This is a genomic window from Pseudomonas sp. B13(2017) (genome assembly GCF_002113245.1).
In the GTDB taxonomy this organism is placed as follows: Bacteria; Pseudomonadota; Gammaproteobacteria; order Pseudomonadales; family Pseudomonadaceae; genus Aquipseudomonas; species Aquipseudomonas putida_Z.
Genome location: NZ_NEJX01000003.1, coordinates 158,382 through 179,122, shown reverse-complemented (window position 1 = coordinate 179,122; position 20,741 = coordinate 158,382). Strand labels below are relative to the sequence as shown.

The window sequence follows — 20,741 nt, the reverse complement described above, 5'->3', positions numbered from 1 at the left end:
TGGAGGGCCATGGCCATGGGACGTCTGACCCGCGTTCTTGTCGCCTTGACCCGTTGGGGGCTGGGCGTTTGCGCCCTGCTGGCGGTACTGGTGGCGCTGTATGTCAGCCTCGGCCGCGAACTGGTGCCGTTGGTGGCCGAGTACCGCGCCGATATGGAAAGCAAGGCCGAACAGGCTTTGGGCCTGCCCGTGCACGTCGGTGCCCTGGAAGGCCGCTGGAGCGGCCTGGCACCGGTGCTGCGGGTGCGCGACCTGCAACTGGGCGAGGGGGCCACGGCCCTGCGCCTGGACGACGTCAAGGTGGTACCCGATGTCTGGGCCAGCCTCTCCGCCCGCGAGGTACGCCTGGCACGCATTCAGTTGGGCGGCCTGCAACTGATCCTGCGCGAGAACGAGCAGGGCGCCTGGAGCCTCGAAGGCCTGCCGAAGAAGGACGATACGCCGCTCGACCCCGCCGAGTTGTTGCAGCGCCTGCGCCAGTTGGGCCGCATCGATGTGTTCGACAGCCAGGTCACCCTGCACCCCTGGCAGCGCGACCCGTTGACCCTGACTTATGTGAGTGTCGGCCTGCAGGCCGGGGCTTCGCGCCATGCCCTGGACCTGCGCGCGACCCTGCCCGATGGCCAGCCCCTGTCGCTGAACCTGCGCAGTCGTGCCTCGGCCAACGCCTGGCGCGACGGCCAGGTCGAAGCCTACCTGAGCCTGCCACAGAGTGACTGGGCGCGTTGGCTGCCACCACGCCTGCTGGGCCAGTGGCATGCCGACGCCCTGCGGGCGGGCGGCGAGTTCTGGGTCGACTGGCGCAAGGGGCAGTTGCAGCAGGCCGTTGTACGCCTCAATGCACCGGAGTTGCAGGGCGCCTATGCCGGGCGCAAGGCGGCCAAGCTGAACAACCTGGCCCTGGGCGCCTGGTTCCAGCGCCGGGAGCAGGGCTTCGATGTGGTGGTCGACTCCCTGGCCATGGATGTCGGCAAGACCCGTTGGGAGTCGCACCTGCAATTGCAGCAGCGTCCAGGCGAGGACGCTGCCGCGGAAAGCTGGCAAGTGCAGGCTGACCGCCTCGACCTCACGCCATTGACCCCGCTGATCAATGCCCTGGCGCCGCTGCCGGACAAGGTCATGGCCGTGGTCGATGGCCTGAAGGTGACCGGCGCGCTGCGCAATGTGCGCTTGGAGGCCCGGCCCAAGGCCGAGGGTGACCAGCGCCTGCAGTTCGAAGCCAACCTGGAGAAGGTCGGTTTCGATGCCTATCACAATGCTCCTGCAGCCGGTAACGTCAGCGGCAGCATCAGCGGTGACCTTGGCCATGGCGAACTGCGCCTTGATACCGATGCGTTCATGCTGCATCTGTACCCGATCTTCGCCAAACCCTGGCACTACCAGAAGGCCAATGCGCGCCTGACCTGGGCCTTGGACAAGGAAGGTTTCACCCTGGTCGCGCCTTACCTCAAGGTACTCGGCGAGGAGGGCAAGATCGCCGGTGACTTCCTCATTCGCCTGTTGTTCGAAGAGGGCCGCGAGGACTACATGGACCTGCGCGTCGGCCTGACCGAAGGCGATGGCCGCTACACCGCCAAGTACCTGCCCGAGGTGCTCAGCCCCGCCCTTGACGAATGGCTGCGCAGTGCGATCGTCAAAGGCACGGTGGACGAAGGCTACTTCCAGTACCAGGGCTCGCTGAACCATGGCGTCGCGCCGGAAGCCCGCAGCATCAGCCTGTTCTTCAAGGTGCGTGATGCGGCCCTGGACTTCCAGCCGGGCTGGCCGCAGGTGCAGCACGTGGATGGCGATGTGTTCATCGAGGACAGCGGTGTGCGCATCAAGGCCCAGCGTGGCGTACTGCTCGACACCAAGGTCAGTGATGTGAGCGTCGATATCCCGCATGTCGACCAGGGCCAGCAAAGCCACCTGTACCTCGATGGCGACTTCGACGGCAGCCTGGGCGATGGCCTGAAGATCCTCAAGGAAGCGCCAATCGGCACTGGCGAGATCTTCGCTGGCTGGGAGGGCGAGGGGCCGCTCAAGGGCAAGGTCAAGCTCGACATTCCGCTGGCCCACGGGCAGCGGCCGAAAGTGCAGGTGGACTTTGCCACCGACGATGCGCGGCTTAAGGTCGCGCCGCCGAGCCTGGATTTGAGCCGCCTGAAGGGTGACTTCAGTTTTGATTTGGACAAGGGCCTGAGCGGCAAGGGCATCAGCCTGCACGCCTTCGGCAAGCCGGTGACGGCGCAAATCACCGCCGAAGGCCAGCCCGGGCAGATGCAGACACGCGTCAACGCCAGCGGCCAGGTGTCGCTCAAGGCACTGACCGACTGGCTGCAGTTCAACCAGGCCTTGCCGGCTTCCGGCGACCTGCCGTACCAGTTGCAGGTCAGCCTGGGTAGCCGGGACAACCGCCTGAGCATCAATTCCAGCCTCAAGGGCCTGGCCATCGACCTGCCAGCACCCTTTGGCAAGGCAGCGTCCGATACCCGTGACACCCGTTTCAGCATGACCCTGCAGGGGCCGGAGCGGCGCTTCGATGTCGCCTACACCGACCTTGCCCGCTTTGCCTACGCCGCGCCGGCCGAGAAGCTGGGGCAGGGCCGTGGCGAGTTGCTGCTGGGCGCCGGGGACGCCCAGGTACCTGCCGGCCAGGGCCTGCGAGTGCGCGGGCACCTGGAGGCGCTGGACCTGGGGCCTTGGCAGGAACAGGCCGCGCGCCTGGCCGGTAACGACCCGGGTGGTAGCGCGCGGCAGAACCTGCAAGGCGTCGACCTGAGCATCGGCCAGCTGAAAGCCTTTGGCCTGGACCTGAACCAGGCCGTGGTGCGCCTGGCCCGTGGTGGCCCCGCCTGGGATTTGCGCCTCGACAGCAAGGAAGTCATCGGCAACGCCCGGGTGCCGGATGCCAAGGGCGCGCCCATGGTCGTGCGCATGCAGACCTTGCGCCTGCCCGCCGCCAGCGCAGCTGAAAAGCAGGCCGAGGCACAGGCCGAGGAGGGCCCGGACCCGCTGGCCTCGTTCGACCCGCGCAAGGTGCCGGCGCTGGACCTGAGCATCGACAAGCTCTATCGCGGTGACGACCTGTTCGGCAGTGCGTCGCTCAAGCTGCGGCCGACCGCGCGTGGCGTGACCGCCAGCGACATCGACCTCGACTTCAAAGGCCTGCGTATCGATGGTGGCGGCGGCTGGGAAGGCGAACCGGGCGGCACCAGCAGCTGGTACAAAGGGCGCCTGGACGGCAAGAACCTGGCGGATGTGCTCAAGGCCTGGGGCTTTGCCCCGACCGTGACCAGCCGCGACTTCCGCCTGGATGTGGATGGCCGCTGGCCGGGTTCGCCGGCCTCGGTGAGCCTCAAGCGCTTCTCTGGCAGCATGGACGCAGCGCTGCGCACCGGCCAGTTCGTCGAGGTCGAAGGCAGTGCCCAGGCGCTGCGGGTGTTCGGCCTGCTGAACTTCAACTCCATCGGGCGGCGCTTGCGCCTGGACTTCTCCGACCTGTTCGACAAGGGCCTGGCCTACGACCGGGTCAAAGGCTTGCTGGTGGCCAGTAACGGTGTCTATGTGACCCGCGAGCCAATCGCCGTGACTGGCCCGTCGAGCAACTTCGAGCTGGACGGTACCCTGGACCTGGTACGCGACCGGGTCGATGCCAACCTGCAGGTGAGCCTGCCAGTGACCAACAACCTGCCGCTGGCGGCCTTGATTGTCGGCGCGCCGGCCGTGGGCGGGGCGCTGTTCCTGGTCGACCGGCTGATCGGCGACCGCGTGTCGCGCTTCGCCAGCGTGCACTACCGTGTCGAAGGTCCGGTGAAAGAGCCTAGAATCACATTTGTGAAACCTTTCGAGAAATCCCGCTAGGAGTGCCCATGAAGGCAGCTGTAATCCAGATGGTCAGCCAGGACGATGTGCTGGCCAACCTGCAGCGCGCCGGTGCCCTGCTGGAGCAGGCCGCCTTTGGCGGTGCACGGCTGGCCGTGCTGCCAGAAAACTTCGCCGCCATGGGCCGCAAGGACGCCGCTGCCATCGGCCGCGCCGAAGCGTTGGGCGAAGGGCCGATCCTGCCATGGTTGAAACATACCGCCCGCGACCTCAAGTTATGGATTGTCGCCGGTACCTTGCCATTGCCACCGGTCGGCCAGCCTGAAGCCAAGGCGCATGCCTGCTCGCTGTTGATCGACGAACACGGTGAGGTAGCGGCACGCTATGACAAGCTGCACCTGTTCGATGTGGACGTTGCCGACAACCGTGGCCGTTACCGCGAGTCTGACGACTATGCCCACGGCGCCCAGGTAGTGGTGGCTGATACGCCGGTGGGGCGGCTGGGGCTGAGCGTGTGCTACGACCTGCGCTTCCCCGAACTGTACAGCGCACTGCGCGCCGCTGGTGCGGAACTGATCACTGCGCCGGCCGCCTTCACTGCGGTAACGGGCGCGGCGCACTGGGAAGTGCTGGTGCGCGCCCGTGCCATCGAGACCCAGTGCTACCTGCTGGCTGCGGCGCAGGGCGGCACTCACCCGGGGCCACGGGAAACCCATGGCCATGCGGCGATCGTCGACCCCTGGGGGCGCATCGTCGCGGAACAGGCGCAAGGTGAAGCGGTACTGCTCGCCGAGCGCGACATTGACGAACAAGCGTCCATCCGGGCGCGCATGCCGGTGGTATCGCACCGGCGCTTTTTCTCGCAGGGCGCGTTGCGGCCTGCGCACACCTCGGAGTGACTATGAGCCAGATGTTATCCACCGTCAGCGAGCAGCTCCTGGCCCCAGGCGGCTTGACCCTGGACAGCCTGCAGAGCGTGCTGGGTGAGTTGGCCGGCCCCGGCATCGATGCCGCCGACCTGTATTTCCAGGGCCAGATCTCGGAAACCTGGGCGCTGGAAGACGGCATCGTCAAAGAGGGCAGTTTCAACCTCGACCAGGGCGTGGGCGTGCGTGCCCAGTCCGGTGAAAAGACCGGCTTTGCCTACAGCAACGCAATCAACCTCGAAGCGCTGACCTCGGCCGCCCGTGCCGCCCGTTCGATCTCCCGTGCCGGGCAGAACGGCAAGGTGCAGGCCTTCCGCAGCCAGGACGTGACTGCCCTTTATCCGGCGGACAACCCGCTGGATGTGCTCAGCCGTGCTGAAAAGGTCGACCTGCTCAAGCGTGTCGACGCCGCCACCCGTGCCCTGGACCCACGTATCCAGCAGGTCAGTGTGAGCATGGCCGGGGTCTGGGAACGCATCCTGATCGCTGCGGCCGATGGCAGCCTGGCCGCCGACGTGCGCCCGCTGGTGCGCTTCAACGTCAGCGTCATCGTCGAGCAGAATGGCCGCCGCGAGCGTGGCGGGCAGGGCGGTGGCGGGCGTACCGACTACCGCTTCTTCACCGAAGAGCGGGTCATGGGCTATGCCCGCGAAGCACTGCGCCAGGCCCTGGTGAACCTGGAGGCGATCCCGGCACCGGCTGGTACCCTGCCGGTGGTGCTGGGGTCGGGCTGGTCGGGCGTTCTGCTGCACGAGGCTGTCGGCCATGGCCTGGAAGGTGATTTCAACCGCAAGGGCAGTTCGGCGTTCAGCGGCCGCATTGGCGAGAAGGTGGCATCGAGCCTGTGCACCATCGTCGACGACGGCACCCTCGAAGGCCGCCGTGGCTCGCTGAGCGTGGATGACGAAGGCACCCCGACCGAGTGCACCACGCTGATCGAGAACGGTGTGCTCAAGGGCTACATGCAGGACAAGCTGAACGCGCGCCTGATGGGCATGGCGGTGACCGGCAACGGCCGCCGCGAATCCTACGCGCACCTGCCGATGCCGCGCATGACCAACACCTACATGCGTGCCGGCGAAAGCGACCCTCAGGAAATCATCGCTTCGGTGAAGAAGGGCATCTATTGCGCCAACCTCGGCGGTGGCCAGGTGGACATCACCAGCGGCAAGTTCGTGTTCTCGACCAGTGAGGCCTACCTGATCGAAGACGGCAAGATTACCGCGCCGGTGAAGGGGGCGACCCTGATCGGCAATGGCCCGGAGGCGATGAGCCGGGTGTCGATGGTCGGTAACGACCTGGCGCTGGACAGCGGGGTAGGGACTTGCGGCAAGGACGGGCAGTCGGTGCCGGTGGGGGTCGGGCAGCCGACCTTGAAGCTGGACGCGATTACTGTGGGCGGTACAGGGGCGTGATGGCCATCTGGGACCGCTTTGCGGTCCTTTCGCGACGCAAGGCCGCTCCCACAGGGATTGCGCCATGCAGAAATGGCTGCGCACTTACTGTGGGAGCGGCCTTGTGTCGCGATTGGGCCGCAAAGCGGCCCCAGGGTGATCAGCGCAAGCCGCGCTGCAGCTCGTCGAGGTCGCGGATGTACTTGAACACCTTGCGCGCGGCGGCAGGCGGTTTGTTCCGCGCCTTCTCGTGCTGGGCATGGCGTACCAGCGAGCGCAGTTGCTGGCGGTCGGTGTCGGGGTATTCGCTGACGAAGCGCTCGAGGTCTTCGTCGTTACCGTCGATCAACCGGTCGCGCCAGCGCTCCAGGCCGTGGAAGCGCTCGTTGTACTGGCGGGTCGAGCTGTCCATCTGTTCGAGCAAGGCGTGGATGGCATCCAGGTCCTGCACGCGCATCAGCTTGCCGACAAACGACATGTGGCGTTTGCGGGCACCGTGAGCGGTGTGCTTGCTGGCTTCGGCCAGGGCCTTGCGCAGCTCGTCGGTCAACGGCAGGCGAGCCAGGGTATCGGCCTTGAGCGTGGTAAGGCGCTCGCCGAGTTCGACCAGCGCATGCAGCTCGCGCTTGATCTGGGTTTTGCTTTTTTCGCCGTCGAAGGCGTCGTCGTTTGAATCAACCATGGTGGCAGTCCGCTAGAAATCGCCGCCATGATAACCAGTCGGGGGCCGCTTGTCCGGCCCGGTCGTAGAATGACCCTCGCCGAACGCAGAATTTGAGTGGAGAGAACCATGAGTGCAGTCCAGAGCGTAGGTCCGAAGGACCTGCCAGCATTGCAGGAGCAGGTCGAGGCGATCATCGCCGAAGCGCGCCGCCAGGGGGCCAGTGCCTGCGAAGTGGCGGTGTCGCTGGAGCAGGGCCTGTCCACCACGGTACGCCAGCGAGAGGTCGAAACGGTCGAGTTCAACCGCGACCAGGGCTTTGGCATCACCCTCTATGTGGGTCAGCGCAAAGGCTCGGCCAGCACCTCGGCCAGTGGCCCGGAAGCGATCCGCGAAACCGTCGCCGCGGCCTTGGCGATTGCCAAGCATACCTCCGAGGACGAATGTTCCGGCCTGGCCGACGCAGCGTTGATGGCCCGCGAGATCCCGGACCTGGACCTGTACCACGACTGGAACCTCGAGCCGGAGAAGGCCATCGAGATGGCCCTGGCCTGCGAGGCGGCGGCGTTCGACGCCGACCCGCGTATCCTCAATGCCGACGGCACCACCCTCAATACCCACCAGGGCTGCCGAGTGTATGGCAACAGCCATGGTTTCATCGGTGGCTACGCCTCGACCCGGCACAGCCTGAGCTGCGTGATGATCGCCGAAGGCGACGGCCAGATGCAGCGCGACTACTGGTACGATGTGAACCGCCAGGGCAACCTGCTGGCAGACCCGCGTAGCATCGGCGTGCGCGCTGCCCAGCGTGCCGCCAGCCGCCTGGGTGCGCGACCGGTGCCGACCTGCGAGGTGCCGGTGCTGTTCTCGGCCGAGCTGGCCGGTGGCCTGTTCGGCAGCTTCCTGTCGGCCATCTCCGGCGGCAACCTGTACCGCAAGTCGTCGTTCCTGGAGGGGACCATTGGCCAGCGCCTGTTCCCCACCTGGCTGACCCTTGACGAGCGCCCGCACATTCCGCGGGCACTGGGCAGTGCCGCATTCGACGGCGATGGCCTGGCTACCTATGCCAAGCCGTTCGTCGACAAGGGTGAGCTGGTGTCGTACCTGCTGGGTACCTATTCCGGGCGCAAGCTGGGTTTGCCAAGCACGGCCAATGCCGGCGGCGTGCACAACCTGTTCGTCAGCCATGGTGTCGAAGACCAGGCGGCGCTGATCCGGCGCATGGGCCGCGGGCTGCTGGTGACCGAGTTGATGGGGCATGGCCTGAACATGGTGACGGGGGATTATTCCCGTGGCGCGGCAGGGTTCTGGGTCGAGAATGGCGAGATTCAGCACGCGGTGCAGGAAGTGACCATTGCCGGGAACATGAAAGACATGTTCCAGCAGATTGTCGCGATTGGCAGCGATCTTGAGACCCGCAGCAACATTCACACCGGCTCGGTGCTGATCGAGCGGATGACAGTCGCCGGTAGCTGATCCATAGCCTGTACCGGCCTCTTCGCGGGCTTGCCCGCTCCCACAGATACTGCACAAGCTTGAAACCTGTGCGATCCCTGTGGGAGCGGGCAAGCCCGCGAAGAGGCCGGTGCAGGCTATAGAGAATTCTCAATGAAACCGAAGACCCGGCCCCACGCCGGGTTTTTTGTTTCATCACCTTCCTCTTGAAGTGATTCTGTTTATCACTTAATAATGAATATCATTATCCAGTAACCCGGCGATGATGTTCATGAAACCCGTCCTCCGCGAACTGCCCTACCTGGAAAACTGGCGCTGGCTCAGCCGACGCATCCGCTGTGCGCTCGAGCCCGACGAGCCGCGCCTGATCGAGCATTACCTGGCTGAAGGCCGTTACCTGGTGTGCTGCACCGAGACCTCGCCATGGACGGTGGCGCTGACCTCCTTCCGCCTGCTGCTGGATACCGCCTGCGACCGCATGCTGCCCTGGCATTGGCGCTGCCTGTGCCTGGACCAGGCCTGGCGCCCATTGCTGGACCTGCGCAACCTCGACCGCGAGGCACAGAACCAGCGCTGGCAGCCCTACGCCCTGCAGTTGGCCAATTGCCGCCTGCTGCCGTCGATTTCTCCCGATGAACTGATGCAAGGATTTGATGATGAGTGATACCCGTATCGAGCGTGACAGCATGGGCGAACTGCAGGTGCCGGCCCAGGCCCTGTACGGTGCCCAGACCCAGCGCGCGGTCGACAACTTCCCGATCAGCGGCCAGCGCATGCCGGCCCAGTTCATTCGCGCGCTACTGCTGGCCAAGGCTGCCGCGGCCAAGGCCAACGTCGAACTGGAACAGCTGTCGACCGCGCAGGGCCAGGCCATCGTCACGGCAGTCGAGCAACTACTGGCGGGTGAATTCATCCAGCATTTCCCGGTGGATGTGTTCCAGACCGGCTCCGGCACCAGCTCGAACATGAACGCCAACGAGGTGATCGCGACTCTGGCCAGCCGCGTGCTGGGTGAGGCCGTCAACGCCAACGACCACGTCAACTGCGGCCAGAGCAGCAACGACATCATCCCGACCACCATTCACGTCAGCGCCGCCCTGGCCCTGCACGAGCAACTGCTGCCAGCCCTGGCGCACCTGGTACAGGTGATCGAGGCCAAGTCGGCACAGGTGCATCAGTACGTGAAGACCGGCCGCACCCACCTGATGGACGCCATGCCAGTGCGCATGAGCCAGGTGCTGGATGGCTGGGCGGCGCAGATCAATGGCGCCAAGGCACACATCGAAGCGACCCTGCCGAGCCTGCAGGCGCTGGCCCAGGGTGGCACCGCCGTGGGCACCGGCATCAACGCTCACCCACAGTTCGCTGCCGGTTTCGCCCGCCAGCTCAGCGGCCTGACCCAGGTCGAGTTCACCCCCGGGCAGAACCTGTTCGCCCTGATCGGCTCGCAGGACACCGCCGTGGCCCTGTCCGGCCAGCTCAAGACTGCCGCCGTGGCGCTGATGAAGATCGCCAACGACCTGCGCTGGATGAACTCTGGCCCGCTCGCCGGGTTGGGCGAAATCGAGCTGCAAGGCCTGCAGCCGGGATCTTCGATCATGCCGGGCAAGGTCAACCCGGTGATTCCGGAGGCCACCGCCATGGTCGCCGCCCAGGTGATCGGCAATGACGCCACCATCGCCATCGCCGGCCAGTCCGGCAACTTCGAGCTGAACGTGATGCTGCCGGTGATCGCCCGCAACCTGCTGGAGAGCATCGAGCTGATGGCCAACGTCAGCCGCCTGCTGGCCGACAAGGCCATCGCCAGCTTCAAGGTCAACGAAAGCAAGCTCAAGGAAGCCCTGGCACGCAACCCGATTCTGGTCACGGCGCTGAACCCGATCATCGGCTACCTCAAGGCTGCCGAAATCGCCAAGACCGCCTACAAGCAGGGCCGTCCGATCATCGATGTGGCGCTGGAGCACACCGACCTGTCGCGTGACCAACTGGAAGCGCTGCTGGACCCGGAGAAACTCACCGCCGGTGGTATCTGACACTGAGTCACGGCCCAAGCGCCAGCGGTGGCCGCGTTGGTCATCGCCCAACCCATGCCTACGGAATTCACTGATATGCCCCATACCTTGCCTGCACTGCCTTACGCCTACGCTGCGCTGGAACCGCACATCGACGCGCAGACCATGGAAATCCACCACACCAAGCACCACCAGACCTACGTCAATGGCCTCAACGCCGCCATCGAAGGCACCGAGTGGGCTGGGTGGCCGGTGGAAAAACTGCTCGGCGCGGTCGGGCAACTGCCGGAAAGCCTGCGTGGTGCGGTGACCAACCATGGCGGCGGGCACGCCAACCACAGCCTGTTCTGGACCGTGATGTCGCCGCAGGGCGGGGGAGAGCCGCAGGGCGCTCTGGCGCAGGCCATCGACACCCAACTGGGCGGCTTCGATGCCTTCAAGGAGGCCTTCACCAAGGCTGCGCTGACCCGCTTCGGCAGTGGCTGGGCCTGGCTCAGCGTGACCCCGCAGAAACCCTGGTAGTGGAAAGCAGCGGCAACCAGGACAGCCCGCTGATGCACGGCAACACGCCAATCCTCGGCCTGGACGTGTGGGAGCATGCCTACTACTTGAAGTACCAGAACCGTCGTCCGGAATACATCGGTGCCTTCTACAACGTCATTGACTGGGCGGAAGTGGAGCGCCGCTACCTCGAAACCCTGAAGTGAGTCTCCCCGGTATGCGCTCCCAGATGATGTCCGTCAGCCGTGTGCGCCTGTTTCGCCTGTTTCGCCTGACGCTTGGGACTTTGCTGTTGCTGGCAGGCACTGCGTTGCTATTGGCGCGCGGCTTCGCTTGGTTGGACCTGGCCTGGCCAGCTTGGGGCTGTGCATCGGTTTGCGCCGGATGATGGGGTGTTCACCGGCTTCGCTGTGGGAGCGGCACATAACTCATTGAATTAGCGGGGACTCTGTGGGAGCGGCTTTAGCCGCGAACACCGGCGCAGCCGGTGCCATGCACCGCGTTGGATTCTTCGCGGCTAAAGCCGCTCCCACAGGGTACGCGTACCGCTTGCAGCCCAAAGGACTGGGCAATCTCCCACAGGCGTTGTGCGCAAAAACGCTGTTCCCACACAGACCGTGCGGGCCAGCGAATTTCATTCGCCTTCGTCGAAGAAGTTGTTGATCAGCTCGACCAGCGCATCCATGGCATCAACGTCCTGCTCGCCTTCGGTATGCAGGTGCACCTGGGTACCTTTGCCGGCCGCCAGCATCATCACCGCCATGATGCTCTTGCCATCCACCAGCTTGTCCGGCGCACGGCCAACCCTGACCTGGCAGGGGAAGCGGCCGGCAACGCCGACGAACTTGGCTGCCGCCCGGGCATGCAGACCCAGCTTGTTGATGATGGTGATTTCACGGGCGGGCATCGTGGGGCGGATCCTTGGGCTAGAGGTCGCGGTGGCGGACCTGGACGTTTTTCAGGGATTGCTGCAGCAGCTGGCCAAGGCGTTCGGTGATGTACACCGAGCGGTGGTGACCGCCGGTGCAGCCAATGGCAATGGTGACGTAGGCACGGTTGCTGGCGGCGAAGCGGGGCAGCCACTTGAGCAGGTAGCTGGAAATGTCGTTGAACATCTCTTCGACATCCGGCTGTGCAGCCAGGTAGTCGATCACCGGTTGGTCGAGGCCGGAGTGCTCACGCAGCTCGGGCTTCCAGTAGGGGTTGGGCAGGCAGCGCACATCGAACACCAGGTCGGCATCGACCGGCATTCCGCGCTTGAAGCCGAACGACTCGACCAGGAACGCGGTGCCAGGCTCGGGCTGGTTGAGCAGGCGCAGCTTGATCGAATCACGCAACTGGTACAGGTTCAGGCTGGTGGTGTCGATCTTCAGGTCGGCCAGGTCCGCAATCGGCCCCAGCAATTCGCTTTCCACCCGAATCGCTTCCGCGAGCGAGCGGTTGGCGTTGGTCAGCGGGTGGCGCCGGCGGGTTTCCGAGAAGCGCTTGAGCAGCATGTCTTCGTCGGCATCCAGGTACAGCACGTCGCACTGGATATGCCGAGCGCGGGCTTCTTCGAGCAACTCGGGGAAACGCGTCAGGTGGCTGGGCAGGTTGCGCGCGTCGATCGACACGGCGACCTTGGGTTGCAGCAACTCGGTATTGATCAGCGCATTTTCCGCCAGCTGTGGCAGCAGCCCGGCGGGCAGGTTGTCAATGCAGTAGAAACCGTTGTCTTCCAGGACATCGAGGGCGGTGCTCTTGCCGGAGCCGGACCGGCCGCTGACGATGATCAGGCGCATGTTCAGTGCTCGTTCTGTACGTCCAGGACAACCTGGAACAGGGCCTCGCTGCTGGTGGCCGCACGCAGGCGATCACGGACCTCCTTGCGATCGAGCATGCTGGCAATCTGGCGCAGCAGTTCCAGATGGGCATCGGTGGCGGCTTCTGGCACCAGCAGGACGAACAGCAGGTCCACCGGCGCGCCATCGATGGCGTCGTAGTCGATAGGGGCTTCCAGGTGCAGCAGGGCGCTGACCGGAGCGGAACATCCTTCAAGCCGGCAGTGCGGGATGGCGATGCCGTTGCCGAAACCGGTCGAGCCGAGTTTTTCCCGGGCGACCAGTTTTTCGAAGACGTCTTGCATCTCCAGTTCGGGCACTTGTTCGGCGATGACGGTGGCGACCTTTTCCAGGGCGCGCTTCTTGCTGCCGCCCGGCACGTTCACGAGGGAACGGCCGGGGGTCAGGATGGTTTCAAGTCGGATCATGGATGAGGGGGATCAGCGGGCAGCTGCACCTTGCAGCAGGCTTTGCTGTTTTTCCTTGTGTTTTTTCAGTTGGCGGTCGAGCTTGTCGGCCAAGGCGTCGATCGCTGCATACATGTCTTCGTGTTCGGCGTTGGCAACCACTTCGCCGCCGGGAATCTGCAAGGTCGCCTCGACCTTCTGCTGCAGCTTCTCGACTTTCATGATGACCTGCACGTTGGTGATCTTGTCGAAGTGACTTTCCACGCGAGCGAGCTTTTCAAGCACATAATCGCGCAGTGGCTGGGTGACTTCTACATGCTGTCCACTGATATTGACTTGCATACAGCTTCTCCTTTGTTGCCCGTGCATAAAGAGGCAGGTCTTGCACCTGCCCCACAAACGCTGTGGCACATCTCAGGGGCTACATCAGTCGCTTGCGCTCGCTCGACGGTGCGATGCCGAGGGACTCGCGGTACTTGGCGACGGTGCGACGGGCTACCTGGATGCCTTGTGCCTCCAGTAAACCAGCGATCTTGCTGTCACTCAATGGCTTTTTCTGATTTTCCGCCGCAACCAGTTTCTTGATGATCGCGCGGATCGCCGTAGACGAGCATTCTCCGCCTTCGGAGGTGCTGACGTGGCTGGAGAAAAAGTATTTCAGTTCGTAGATGCCACGCGGGGTGTGCATGTATTTCTGCGTGGTTACCCGCGAAATGGTCGACTCGTGCATGCCCACCGCTTCGGCGATGTCATGCAGTACCAACGGCTTCATCGCTTCATCGCCGTGGTCGAGGAAGCCGCGCTGGTGCTCGACGATCTGCGTGGCCACCTTCATCAGGGTTTCGTTGCGGCTTTGCAGGCTCTTGATGAACCAGCGCGCTTCCTGTAGCTGGTTGCGCATGAAGGTGTTGTCGGCGCTGGTGTCGGCCCGGCGCACAAAACCGGCGTACTGCGGGTTGACGCGCAGGCGCGGAATGGCCTCCTGGTTCAGCTCCACCAGCCAGCGGTCGCTGTCCTTGCGCACGATGACGTCGGGCACCACATACTCGGGCTCGCTGGACTCGATCTGCGAGCCGGGGCGCGGGTTGAGGCTTTGTACCAGTTCGATGACCTGGCGCAGCTCGTCTTCCTTGATTTTCATGCGACGCATCAGCTGGCTGTAATCACGGCTGCCGAGCAGGTCGATGAAGTCGGTGACCAGGCGCTTGGCTTCGGCCATCCACGGGGTGCTGGCAGGCAGCTGGCGCAGTTGCAGCAACAGGCATTCGCCCAGGGTGCGGGCGGCAACGCCGGCTGGCTCGAACTGCTGGATGCGGTGCAGCACCGCTTCGACCTCGTCCAGCTCGATATCCAGCTCCGGGTCGAAACCGGCGCAGATTTCCTCGAGGGTGTCTTCCAGGTAGCCCTGGCCGTTGATGCTGTCGATCAGGGTGACGGCGATCAGGCGGTCGGTGTCGGACATCGGAGCCAGGTTCAGCTGCCACAGCAGGTGGCTTTGCAGGCTTTCGCCGGCCGATGTGCGGGTGGTGAAGTCCCACTCGTCGTCGTCGTTGCTCGGCAGGCTGCTGGCACTGGTCTGGTAGATGTCTTCCCAGGCGGTGTCGACCGGCAGTTCATTGGGGATGCGCTCGCTCCACTCACCGTCTTCCAGGGTGTCGGCACTGGTAGTGCTTTCCTGGAAGCTGTTGTCCTGGACTTCGGCGGCCGGCTTGTTCTCGGCGTTGTCCGCCATCGGGTCGCTGTTGTCGAAGTCGTCGCCGTCTTCCTGACGTTCGAGCATCGGGTTCGACTCCAGCGCTTCCTGGATTTCCTGTTGGAGGTCCAGGGTAGAGAGCTGGAGCAGGCGGATGGCCTGTTGCAACTGCGGTGTCATCGTCAGTTGCTGGCCCATTTTTAGGACGAGCGATGGTTTCATGGCTGGGGCTTAATACCTTGTTCGCCGGCGCGCATGCGCCATCCACTACACGAGGGCGCCGGGGCGCCAGATCAAGCAAGTTTTATGCCTTAAATTGTAGCGTTTGCCTAGAGCACCGTTACACTTTACCCCGGGTTTCAGGGCGATTTGCCAGTACTCCAGGCGCGTGCCGGGCTCAGAGCCGGAACTCGTGGCCCAGGTAAACCTCTTTGACCAGGTCGTTGGCCAGGATGGTTTCGGCGTCGCCTTCGGCGATCAGCCGGCCATCGTTGACGATATAGGCGGTTTCGCAGATATCCAGGGTCTCACGCACGTTGTGGTCGGTGATCAGTACACCGATACCCTTGGCCTTGAGGTGATGGATGATCTGCTTGATGTCGCCGACCGAAATCGGGTCGACACCGGCAAACGGTTCGTCCAGCAGGATGAACTTGGGTGCGGTCGCCAGCGCGCGGGCAATTTCCACGCGGCGGCGCTCACCACCGGACAGGCTCATGCCGAGGTTGTCGCGAATGTGGCTGATGTGGAACTCCTGCAGCAGGCTTTCCAGCTCTTTGCGCCGGCCGTCGCGGTCGAGCTCCTTGCGGGTCTCGAGGATGGCCATGATGTTGTCGGCCACCGACAGCTTGCGGAAGATCGAGGCTTCCTGCGGCAGGTAGCCGATGCCGGCGCGGGCGCGACCGTGCATGGGCTGGTGGCTGACATCGAGGTTGTCTATCAGCACGCGCCCCTGATCGGCCTGGACCAGGCCGACGATCATGTAGAAGCAGGTGGTCTTGCCGGCGCCGTTGGGGCCGAGCAGGCCGACGATCTGGCCGCTGTCGATCGACAGGCTGACGTCACGTACGACCTGCCGCCCCTTGTAGCTCTTGGCCAGGTGCTGGGCTTTGAGGGTTGCCATTTACTCGGCCTTCTTCTTGGGCTGGATCACCATGTCGATACGCTGACGCGGCGAGGTCACGTTGCCACCGCGACCGGCGGTTGCCACCTGGGTCTGGGTGTTGTAGACGATCTTCTCGCCTTCGGTGGTGTTGCCCTCGTTCTCGACCTTGGCGCGGTCGGTGAGGATCACCATGTCCTTCTGCGACTGGTACTGGATGGTCACCGCCCAGCCTTTCATCTTGTCTGGCTTGGCTGCGCTCTGCTGCTGCTCGAAGTAGGCCAGGTTGCCCACCGAGGTCACCACGTCAATGTCGCCGGAGGCGGAGCGGGTGATGGTCACGGTGTTGCCTTTGATCATCATCGAACCCTGGGTGATGATCACGTCGCCGGTGTAGGTGGCCACGCCCTGCTTGTCGTCCAGGTGGGCGTTGTCGGCCTGGATGCGGATAGGCTGGTCACGGTCGTTCGGCAGGGCGAGGGCGCTCGCGCTTCCCAGTGCTGCGCTCAGGCTGAGCAAAAGGGGGAGGGTTTTAACGAGCCTCATACTGTCCTCTTACGTTAGAGAGCAAGTCCATCTTGCCTTCTTTCAAATACGCTTTCATTCCTTTGCCCGTAGTTGTGCCACCGGCGCCGTCGATTCTAACGGCTTGCTCGGTCTGCGCATATTGCTTCTGCGGGAACACGGTCATGCGTGAGCTGGTAATGATCATTTCGCGCTGCTTTTCGTCGGTGCGGGCGACCCGTACGTTGTCGATCAGTTCGACTTCGCTGCCGTCCGGGTTGACTTCGGCGCGGGTGCTCTGCACGTGCCACGGGTATTCGGTACCGCGGTACAGGTGCAGGTCTGGCGTGGTCAGCAGGGTGATTTCGCTGGCCTTGAGGTGTTCGACCTTGTCGGCGGTCATTTCGTACTGCAGTTTGCCGTCGGGCAGGAACTGCACGCTGTGGGCGTTGACCGCGTAGTAGTCGATGGCGCTTTCGTCGACCTGGGTCACCGGCTTGTCGAGGAAGCTTTCCGGGCTGACATTCCAGTAGCCGATCGCCACCAGCAGGGCGGCGATCACCGCGAGCAGCGCAATGTTGCGGGCTTTCTTGCTGAACATGGGCAGCCTTACAGGTAGTTGGCGTTGGCAGCGTCCAGGGTGCCCTGGGCCTGCATGATCAGTTCGCAGAATTCACGGGCCGCGCCTTCGCCGCCACGTGCCTGGGTCACGCCATGGGCGTGCTGGCGAACGAACGGCGCGGCGTTGGCCACTGCCATGCCCAGGGCGACCCGGCGGATTACCGGCAGGTCGGGCAGGTCGTCGCCCAGGTAGGCCACTTGAGCATAGCTCAGGCCCAGTTCGGCGAGCAGGCCGTCCAGCACCACCAGTTTGTCCTCGCGGCCCTGGTACAGGTGCGGGATGCCGAGGTTTTTCGCCCGGCGCTCGACCACCGGGGTCTTGCGCCCGCTGATGATCGCGGTGGTCACGCCCGAGGCCATGAGCATCTTGATGCCCTGGCCGTCGAGGGTGTTGAAGGTCTTGAACTCGCTGCCGTCCTCGAGGAAGTACAGGCGCCCGTCGGTGAGCACGCCGTCCACGTCGAACACTGCCAGCTTGATGTTCTTGCCGCGTTGCATGAGGTCCTGGTTCATTCCATCGCTCCTTTACATCACGCCGGCGCGCAGCAGGTCGTGCATGTTCAGGGCGCCGGTGGGGCGGTCCTCGCGGTCCACCACCACCAGGGCGCCGATCTTGTGGTCTTCCATGATCTTCAGGGCCTCGGCCGCGAGCATTTCGGCGCGGGCCGTCTTGCCGTGCACAGTCATTACCTGGTCGATCAGGGTGGTGTGGACGTCGATGTTGCGGTCCAGGCTGCGGCGCAGGTCGCCGTCGGTGAAGATCCCTGCCAGCTTGCCATCGGCTTCGACGATCACGGTCATGCCCAGGCCTTTGCGGGACATTTCAAGGAGTGCGTCCTTGAGCAGGGTGCCGCGGGGCACCTGGGGCAGTTCGTCGCCGGCGTGCATCACGTTTTCCACCTTGAGCAGCAGGCGGCGGCCCAGTGCACCACCCGGGTGCGAGAAGGCAAAGTCCTCGGCGGTGAAGCCGCGGGCTTCGAGCAGGGCAATGGCCAGCGCGTCGCCCAGCACCAGCGATGCGGTGGTGGAGGAGGTGGGGGCCAGGTTCAGCGGGCAGGCCTCTTGCTCGACGCGGGCGTCGAGGTTGACCTCGGCAGCCTGGGCCAGGGGCGAGTCCGGGTTGCCGGTCAGGCTGATCAGCTTGATGCCCAGGCGCTTGATCAGCGGCAGCAGGGTGACGATTTCGGCGGTGCTGCCGGAATTCGACAGGGTAAGGATGACATCATCGCGGGTGATCATGCCCATGTCGCCATGGCTGGCTTCGGCCGGGTGCACGAAAAACGCCGGCGTGCCGGTGCTGGCCAGGGTGGCGGCGATCTTGTTGCCGATGTGCCCGGACTTGCCCATGCCGACCACGACGACCCGGCCCTTGCTGGCCAGGATCAGTTCGCAGGCCTTGACGAAATTGTCGTCGATGCGCGCCAGCAGGGCCTCTACGGCCTCGAGTTCCAGGCGCAGGGTGCGTTGGGCGGATTGGATCAGCTCGCTGGATTGGCTCATGTCGAAAAAGCAATGCCTGATGAAAAGGCGGCGATTATAGCTGCAATGAAAGAAACCCTCACGCTTTCGATTGCCGTGGTGAATGTCTCGCCAGCCTGTCGCAGGGCTGAACGACTCGTTAGCCGACCTTGGGGCGGCGCTGTCAGCGGTGCTATAGTTCGCCGCTATTCGGCCTGCCAGGGGCGCTTGTGCCTTCCAGATGGAGGCCGACGTCCATTAGGACGAGGCTGCACTAGCAAGGAGTCTAGATGAGTGTGGATAGCGCCTACGCGGTCGAGTTGAAGGGGGTTACCTTCAAACGCGGTTCGCGCAGCATTTTCAGCAACGTCGACATTCGCATCCCGCGCGGCAAGGTCACCGGTATCATGGGGCCATCGGGTTGCGGCAAGACCACGTTGCTCCGCCTGATGGGCGCGCAGTTGCGCCCCTCCAGCGGTGAGGTCTGGGTTGCCGGGCAAAACCTGCCGACGCTGTCGCGCAGCGACCTGTTCGACGCCCGCAAGCAAATGGGGGTGCTGTTCCAGAGCGGCGCGCTGTTCACCGATCTCGATGTGTTCGAGAACGTCGCGTTCCCGCTGCGCGTGCACACCCAGCTGTCGGACGAGATGATCCGCGATATCGTGCTGATGAAGCTGCAGGCCGTGGGGCTGCGCGGAGCCATCGACCTGATGCCCGACGAGCTGTCCGGTGGCATGAAACGCCGAGTGGCGTTGGCCCGGGCGATTGCCCTGGACCCGCAGATCCTCATGTACGACGAACCGTTCGTCGGCCAGGACCCGATCGCCATGGGTGTATTGGTGCGTCTGATCCGCCTGCTCAACGACGCCCTGGGTATCACCAGCATCGTCGTTTCCCACGACCTGGCGGAAACCGCCAGCATCGCCGACTACATCTATGTGGTAGGTGATGGCCAGGTGCTGGGCCAGGGTACGCCTGACGAGCTGATGGGCTCGGACAACCCGCGCATTCGCCAGTTCATGAAGGGCGACCCGGACGGCCCGGTGCCTTTCCATTTCCCTGCGCCTGACTACCGCGCCGACCTGCTGGGAGCGCGTTGATGCGCAGAAAATCCTTACTCGAACGTGTCCGCCTGCTGGGGCGCTCGGCCATCGACGTGCTGGCGGTGCTGGGGCGCTCCTGCCTGTTCCTGTTCCATGCGCTGATCGGCCGTGGCGGCATCGGTGGCGGCTTCCAGCTGCTGGTCAAGCAGCTGTATTCGGTGGGCGTGCTGTCGCTGGCGATCATCGTCGTGTCCGGCGTGTTCATCGGCATGGTGCTGGCGTTGCAGGGCTTCAGCATCCTGACCAAGTACGGCTCGGAGCAGGCAGTGGGGCAGATGGTCGCCCTGACCCTGCTGCGTGAGCTCGGCCCGGTGGTGACGGCATTGCTGTTCGCCGGCCGTGCCGGTTCGGCGCTGACCGCAGAAATCGGCAACATGAAGTCCACCGAGCAGTTGTCGAGCCTTGAAATGATCGGCGTCGACCCGCTCAAGTACATCGTCGCGCCGCGCCTGTGGGCCGGTTTCATCTCGCTGCCGTTGCTGGCGCTGATCTTCAGCGTGGTCGGCATCTGGGGTGGCTCGTGGGTGGCGGTGGACTGGCTGGGCGTCTACGAGGGCTCGTTCTGGGCCAACATGCAGAACAGTGTTTCGTTCACCGACGACGTGCTCAACGGGCTGATCAAGAGCCTGGTATTTGCCTTCGTCACGACCTGGATCGCCGTATTCCAGGGGTACGACTGTGAGCCCACCTCAGAAGGGATCAGCCGTGCCACCACCAAGACCGTGGTCTATGCCTCGTTGGCAGTGCTGGGTCTGGACTTTATTCTGACCGCCTTGATGTTTGGAGATTTCTGATGCAAAACCGCACCCTGGAAATCGGTGTCGGCCTGTTCCTCCTGGCCGGGATCCTGGCGCTGCTGCTGCTCGCCCTGCGTGTCAGCGGGCTGTCGGCCAGCCCGAGCAGCGATACCTATAAAGTTTATGCCTACTTCGACAATATCGCCGGTTTGACGGTCAGAGCTAAAGTGACCATGGCCGGTGTGACCATCGGCAAGGTTACCGCCATCGATCTGGACCGTGATTCGTACACCGGTCGGGTGACGCTGCAGCTGGACAAGTCGGTGGACAACCTGCCGACCGACTCCACTGCTTCGATCCTGACCGCCGGGTTGCTTGGCGAGAAGTACATCGGCATCAGCGTGGGCGGTGAGGACCAGGTGCTCAAGGACGGCGGGACCATCCACGACACCCAGTCGGCGCTGGTGCTGGAAGATCTGATTGGCAAGTTCCTGCTCAACTCCGTTGGCAAGGAACCGAAAGAAGCGCAACCGGCTAATTAAG

General features: G+C 64.1%; 20 protein-coding genes and 1 pseudogene. 10 read left to right on the top strand and 11 right to left on the bottom strand.

Features of this window, described 5'->3' with window-relative positions:
• Positions 1-9 precede the first annotated feature (9 nt).
• Genes CAG44_RS06050 through tldD form a run of 3 tightly spaced genes read left to right on the top strand, consistent with a single transcriptional unit; the run spans position 10 to position 6,145 of the window.
• Positions 10-3,843, top strand: coding sequence for a YhdP family protein (locus tag CAG44_RS06050; protein WP_085691759.1), 3,834 nt, complete (start codon positions 10-12; stop codon positions 3,841-3,843).
• Between the two features lie 8 nt (positions 3,844-3,851).
• A complete protein-coding gene (locus CAG44_RS06045; protein ID WP_085691758.1) occupies positions 3,852-4,703 on the top strand; it encodes a carbon-nitrogen hydrolase family protein in 852 nt (283 codons plus the stop codon).
• A gap of 2 nt (positions 4,704-4,705) precedes the next feature.
• Positions 4,706-6,145 carry a metalloprotease TldD gene (gene tldD, locus CAG44_RS06040; RefSeq protein WP_025337816.1) on the top strand — a complete coding sequence of 480 codons (1,440 nt, stop codon included), beginning with the start codon at positions 4,706-4,708 and terminating at the stop codon, positions 6,143-6,145.
• A 139-nt stretch (positions 6,146-6,284) separates the two neighbouring features.
• Here tldD and yjgA read toward each other — a convergent pair whose 3' ends face one another.
• Positions 6,285-6,806 carry a ribosome biogenesis factor YjgA gene (yjgA, locus tag CAG44_RS06035; protein WP_025337817.1) on the bottom strand — a complete coding sequence of 174 codons (522 nt, stop codon included), beginning with the start codon at positions 6,804-6,806 and terminating at the stop codon, positions 6,285-6,287.
• Positions 6,807-6,914: 108 nt separating this feature from the next.
• Between yjgA and pmbA the strand changes: the two genes are divergently transcribed.
• The 4 genes and pseudogenes from pmbA to CAG44_RS06015 all read left to right on the top strand — a co-directional run bounded on the left by pmbA (position 6,915) and on the right by CAG44_RS06015 (position 10,959).
• The gene (gene pmbA / locus CAG44_RS06030) at positions 6,915-8,261 is read left to right on the top strand and encodes a metalloprotease PmbA (protein ID WP_025337818.1); all 1,347 of its coding nucleotides are present in this window, start codon (positions 6,915-6,917) and stop codon (positions 8,259-8,261) included.
• 241 nt (positions 8,262-8,502) lie between these two features.
• The gene (locus CAG44_RS06025) at positions 8,503-8,904 is read left to right on the top strand and encodes a hypothetical protein (RefSeq protein WP_025337819.1); all 402 of its coding nucleotides are present in this window, start codon (positions 8,503-8,505) and stop codon (positions 8,902-8,904) included.
• Positions 8,897-10,273, top strand: a complete 1,377-nt coding sequence (locus CAG44_RS06020) for a lyase family protein (protein WP_085691757.1) — start codon at positions 8,897-8,899, stop codon at positions 10,271-10,273. The genes CAG44_RS06025 and CAG44_RS06020 overlap by 8 nt, the downstream gene beginning before the upstream one ends.
• A 75-nt stretch (positions 10,274-10,348) precedes the next feature.
• A pseudogene (locus tag CAG44_RS06015) lies at positions 10,349-10,959 on the top strand (superoxide dismutase).
• 428 nt (positions 10,960-11,387) lie between these two features.
• Here CAG44_RS06015 and CAG44_RS06010 read toward each other — a convergent pair.
• From CAG44_RS06010 to CAG44_RS05965, 10 genes are all read right to left on the bottom strand, one after another.
• The gene (locus tag CAG44_RS06010) at positions 11,388-11,660 is read right to left on the bottom strand and encodes an HPr family phosphocarrier protein (protein ID WP_023660775.1); all 273 of its coding nucleotides are present in this window, start codon (positions 11,658-11,660) and stop codon (positions 11,388-11,390) included.
• Positions 11,661-11,679: 19 nt separating this feature from the next.
• Entirely contained in the window at positions 11,680-12,534 is an 855-nt protein-coding gene (gene rapZ, locus CAG44_RS06005; RefSeq protein ID WP_085587488.1) for an RNase adapter RapZ, read from the bottom strand.
• A gap of 2 nt (positions 12,535-12,536) precedes the next feature.
• Positions 12,537-13,001 (bottom strand): PTS IIA-like nitrogen regulatory protein PtsN, encoded by a 465-nt coding sequence (gene ptsN / locus CAG44_RS06000; RefSeq protein ID WP_015269060.1) that lies wholly within the window; start codon positions 12,999-13,001, stop codon positions 12,537-12,539.
• Positions 13,002-13,013: 12 nt separating this feature from the next.
• Positions 13,014-13,322 carry a ribosome hibernation-promoting factor, HPF/YfiA family gene (gene hpf / locus CAG44_RS05995; RefSeq protein WP_003255135.1) on the bottom strand — a complete coding sequence of 103 codons (309 nt, stop codon included), beginning with the start codon at positions 13,320-13,322 and terminating at the stop codon, positions 13,014-13,016.
• 79 nt (positions 13,323-13,401) lie between these two features.
• Entirely contained in the window at positions 13,402-14,895 is a 1,494-nt protein-coding gene (locus CAG44_RS05990; protein WP_015269061.1) for an RNA polymerase factor sigma-54, read from the bottom strand.
• 175 nt (positions 14,896-15,070) lie between these two features.
• Positions 15,071-15,796, bottom strand: coding sequence for an LPS export ABC transporter ATP-binding protein (gene lptB, locus CAG44_RS05985; RefSeq protein WP_015269062.1), 726 nt, complete (start codon positions 15,794-15,796; stop codon positions 15,071-15,073).
• The gene (gene lptA, locus CAG44_RS05980) at positions 15,797-16,321 is read right to left on the bottom strand and encodes a lipopolysaccharide transport periplasmic protein LptA (protein WP_015269063.1); all 525 of its coding nucleotides are present in this window, start codon (positions 16,319-16,321) and stop codon (positions 15,797-15,799) included.
• Positions 16,308-16,880: an LPS export ABC transporter periplasmic protein LptC gene (gene lptC, locus CAG44_RS05975; protein ID WP_025337824.1), complete on the bottom strand. Its 573-nt coding sequence runs from the start codon at positions 16,878-16,880 to the stop codon at positions 16,308-16,310. Before lptC ends, lptA begins: the two co-directional genes overlap by 14 nt.
• 8 nt (positions 16,881-16,888) lie before the next feature.
• On the bottom strand, positions 16,889-17,413 hold the full coding sequence (locus CAG44_RS05970) for an HAD family hydrolase (protein WP_024086339.1): 525 nt from the start codon (positions 17,411-17,413) through the stop codon (positions 16,889-16,891).
• Between the two features lie 12 nt (positions 17,414-17,425).
• Positions 17,426-18,400 (bottom strand): SIS domain-containing protein, encoded by a 975-nt coding sequence (locus tag CAG44_RS05965; RefSeq protein ID WP_085691756.1) that lies wholly within the window; start codon positions 18,398-18,400, stop codon positions 17,426-17,428.
• Positions 18,401-18,648: 248 nt separating this feature from the next.
• Here CAG44_RS05965 and CAG44_RS05960 point away from each other — a divergent pair, with 248 nt between their 5' ends.
• From CAG44_RS05960 to mlaD, 3 genes are read left to right on the top strand one after another with little or no spacing between them, the layout of a single operon-like run.
• A complete protein-coding gene (locus CAG44_RS05960; RefSeq protein WP_012270662.1) occupies positions 18,649-19,458 on the top strand; it encodes an ATP-binding cassette domain-containing protein in 810 nt (269 codons plus the stop codon).
• Complete coding sequence (gene mlaE, locus CAG44_RS05955; RefSeq protein WP_025337825.1) at positions 19,458-20,255, top strand: lipid asymmetry maintenance ABC transporter permease subunit MlaE; 798 nt, start codon at positions 19,458-19,460, stop codon at positions 20,253-20,255. The genes CAG44_RS05960 and mlaE overlap by 1 nt, the downstream gene beginning before the upstream one ends.
• Positions 20,255-20,740, top strand: coding sequence for an outer membrane lipid asymmetry maintenance protein MlaD (mlaD, locus tag CAG44_RS05950; protein ID WP_003257921.1), 486 nt, complete (start codon positions 20,255-20,257; stop codon positions 20,738-20,740). The genes mlaE and mlaD overlap by 1 nt, the downstream gene beginning before the upstream one ends.
• Position 20,741 lies beyond the last annotated feature (1 nt).